The sequence below is a fragment of the Rhodoferax sp. genome (assembly GCF_028715765.1).
Lineage (GTDB): Bacteria > Pseudomonadota > Gammaproteobacteria > Burkholderiales > Burkholderiaceae_C > Rhodoferax.
In genome coordinates, this window is the sequence record NZ_JAQURE010000044.1 from 21,923 (window position 1) to 25,535 (window position 3,613).

Genomic DNA, 3,613 nt, shown 5'->3' on the forward strand with positions numbered 1-3,613 from the left:
GAGGCACTGCTGTTGGTCATGGTGACGCAAATTCTGGCCGACATGGTGGTGTGGCGCAGCCAAGGCCTCTCGCCCTGTGTGGCCGTGAACCTGAGCATGGAAAACGCCTACAACCTGGAATTGCCCGAGCGCCTGGGTGAGCTGGTGGCGCAAGCCGGTTTGCAGCCCTCAGACCTGGTGCTGGAGGTCACCGAGAGCCGCCTGATGATCGACCGCTCTTTGGCCATGGAAACCCTCACGCGCTTGTCTCTGATGGGGTTTGTGCTTTCCATAGATGACTTCGGCACGGGCTTTTCAAGCCTGGTGCAGCTCATCGACCTGCCGTTCCATGAGCTCAAAATTGATGGCAGTTTTGTACAACGCGCCGACACCGAGCGCAAAGCCCGCGCGGTGGTGCAAATAGCGGTGCTGCTGGGGCGTCAACTTGGCATGAAAGTGATTGCCGAAGGGGTTGAGACCCCGGCGCAGCTTGATTTTGTGCGCGCCAGTGGTGGCCAAATTGTGCAAGGCTTTTTGTACGCCCGCCCGATGTCGTTTGAGGCCTGCAGCCAGTGGCTCCATGCCCATGCCCCGGTATGAGAACCGCCCTCAAACCCATTCACTCGCTGTCTTTTCAGTCTTTACAAACCCGGCTCACGCTGCTGCTGTTGGGCTTGTTTTTGGCCGGTATCTGGACGCTTACTGCGTATGTCAGCCGCAGTTTGCAGCAAGACCTGGAGCGCCTGCTGGGTCAGCAGCAGTTGCATAACGTCAGCTTGTCAGCGCAGGAGCTCAACCGCACCTTGCAAGAGCGCCTGGACACGCTGGTCAACGTCACCCAGTTGATTCAGCCCCAGCACTTGGCCAGCCCGCAGGCGCTGCAAGCCCTGCTGGAAACCCGCCCGGCGATGCCCACTTTTTTTAGGGGCGGCTATTTTGTGACCAATGCTCAAGGCCAAGTGATCGCCTCTTACCCAGCCCAGCTTGGCCGACTGGGGCAGCAACAGCTGTCTTTGGAAGGGGTTAGCCAGGCGCTTAAAGACGGCACAAGTTCAGTCGGTAGTCCGCTGTTTGATGCCCAGCTGCAAACCGTGCTGGTGCCGCTGGCCACGCCTATTCGTTTGCGCCAAGGCGCTGCCCTCAGCTCGGTGCAAGGCGTCTTGGTGGGGCTGCTGGATTTGCGCCAAGCCAACTTCATTCACCTGGGGGCTTCAGCAGATGAGGCAGATGTCAGCCACTACCACCTCATCATTCCCAAGCGTCGGCAAAGGGTGGTAGATGTGGCTCATCAACTGGCATTGCAACCGTTGCCCGCCGCTGGGCAAAACCCTGAGTTAGACCGCTTTTTGGCGGGTTTTGAAGGTGCTGCGCTCACTCGCAATGTCCAAGGTGTGGCCGTGTTGGCTTCTGTCAAAAGCGTACCCGTGGCAGGCTGGAGCTTGCTGGCCTCGTTGCCGAGCGCGCAAGCGTTTGCGCCGGTTGGCCAACTCACTTTTCGCATTGCCATGGCCAGTGTGCTGCTGTCGCTACTGGCTGCCGCGCTGGCCTGGTGGTTGTTGCGCCGCCAGTTGCAGCCCTTGCACAGCGCGTATGCCGCGCTGCTTCGCCAAGCCGACGCACACCAGCCGCTGCAGCCCTTGCCACAAACCAGCCAAGACGAGGTGGGTCAACTGATTCACGGCTTCAACCATTTGCTTGGCAGCCTCAAGCAGCGCCAGCTTGACCTGAACGCCAGTGAGCAAGCTGCCACAGCGCTGGCGCAGCGCCTGCATGAGGCTCAAAAAATTGCCCAAATCGGCAGTTGGGAGCTTGACCTGGTGACCAACCGGCTGGTCTGGAGCGAAGAGATTTTTAACTTGTTCGAACTTGATGCCCGCCAGTTTCCAGCCACCTACGAGGCGTTTTTGGCGGCCATTCACCCTGATGATCGCAGCGCGGTCAACCTGGCTTACAGCGAATCGCTGCTGAACCAGCGCCCTTACCAAATTGAGCACCGCCTGCGCATGACGGACGGCCGCATCAAATGGGTGCAAGAGCGTTGCCACAGCGACTTTGATGCCACTGGCCAACCCCTGCGCTCGGTGGGCACAGTGCAAGACATCACCGAGCGCAAATTGGCAGAAACCGCCTTGTCCAACGCTTATGTGCTGCTGGCCACGGTCATCGATGCCATTCCGATGCGGGTGTTTTGGAAAGACATCAACCTCAATTACCTGGGCTGCAACACCGCCTTTGCCCAAGACGCTGGCAAGCGCGCCCCGATTGATTTGGTGGGCAAAAACGACTTTCAAATGGGCTGGGTCGATCAGGCCGAGCGGTACCGTGCGGATGACCGCAACGTCATGCAAAGTGACCAGCCCAAGCTGTTTTTTGATGAACCCCAGACCACCCCAGACGGCCACACCATGTGGCTGCGCACCTCCAAAGTGCCGTTCAAAGATGCGGCCGGTCAGGTGCAGGGCATTGTGGGGGTGTATGAAGACATCACCGAGCGCAAACGCACCGCCGACGAGCTGCTGCAACACCGTGAGCACCTGGAAGAGCTGGTGCAAAGCCGAACCCAAGAGTTGCTGGAGGCACGCCAGCAAGCTGATGCTGCCAACCGTTCCAAGTCTGAATTTTTAGCCAACATGAGCCATGAAATTCGCACCCCCATGAATGGGGTGATTGGCATGCTTGACATCTTGCAGCAAACCGTGCTGAACGCTGAGCAGCAGCGCATGTTGGATACGGTTCAGAAATCGTCGATGTCGTTGCTGGGCATTTTGAACGACATCCTTGATTTTTCAAAAATCGAGGCCGGCAAGCTTGAAGTGGAGCACACCGCCACCTCTTTACGGGAAGTGGTGGAAGGCGCGGCGCTGCTGATGCTCAACACCGCGCGCAGCAAAGACGTGGCACTGTCGCTGTTCATCGCCCCCACCTTGCCCGAATGGGTGCAGTCAGACCCCACCCGGTTGCGCCAAATTTTGCTTAATTTGCTGGGCAACGCGCTCAAATTTGTCAACGCTGGCGTGGGTCAAACCCTGCTGCATGTGCAGCCTGTGCAGCAGCCCGATGGCGGCCAATGGGTGCAACTGCGGGTGGTGGACAACGGCATTGGCATGACCCCCGATGTGCTGGCGCGGATTTTCAAACCCTTTACCCAAGCCGACAGCAGCACGGTGCGCATGTTTGGTGGCACCGGCTTGGGTTTGTCCATCACCCACCGGCTGGTCGAGCTGCTGCAAGGGCGCATCAGCGTGCAAAGCAGCCCCGGCGTGGGCTCTGAATTCACCGTGGCCTTGCCTTTGACACTGGCCACGCCACCCAGCACCTACCGTGCACCGCTGGTGCCAGACTTGACCGGGGTGCAGGTGTTGGCTGTGGCTCCGGCGCTTGGCAACATGACGCTGCTGCAGGTGTACCTGGGCTCTGCGGGGGCGTGCATCACCGTGCTGCCAGACATGGCCGCGGCGCAAAAGCGCATGGCGCAGGGGGCGCAAGCCACGGTGTTGCTGCTTGACTTGTCTAGCCCCAAAGACGCGGCCACCGAGGCACAAGAGCAGCGCATGTGGCAAGACCACCCGCAAGTGGTGCGGCTGGTGCGCCGCGGCCGCAGTGGCATGCTGGCGCACGGCATTGAAGTGCTGGC

At 59.7% G+C, this 3,613-nt stretch carries 2 protein-coding genes; both read left to right on the forward strand.

From position 1 onward, the window contains the following. Positions 1-579 (forward strand): EAL domain-containing protein (locus PHT20_RS13510; RefSeq protein WP_301020912.1); only part of this gene is annotated, 579 nt, incomplete at its 5' end. Further along, the coding region (locus tag PHT20_RS13515) for an ATP-binding protein (RefSeq protein WP_301020913.1) at positions 576-3,613 on the forward strand (3,038 nt) is incomplete at its 3' end. The genes PHT20_RS13510 and PHT20_RS13515, both read left to right, overlap by 4 nt.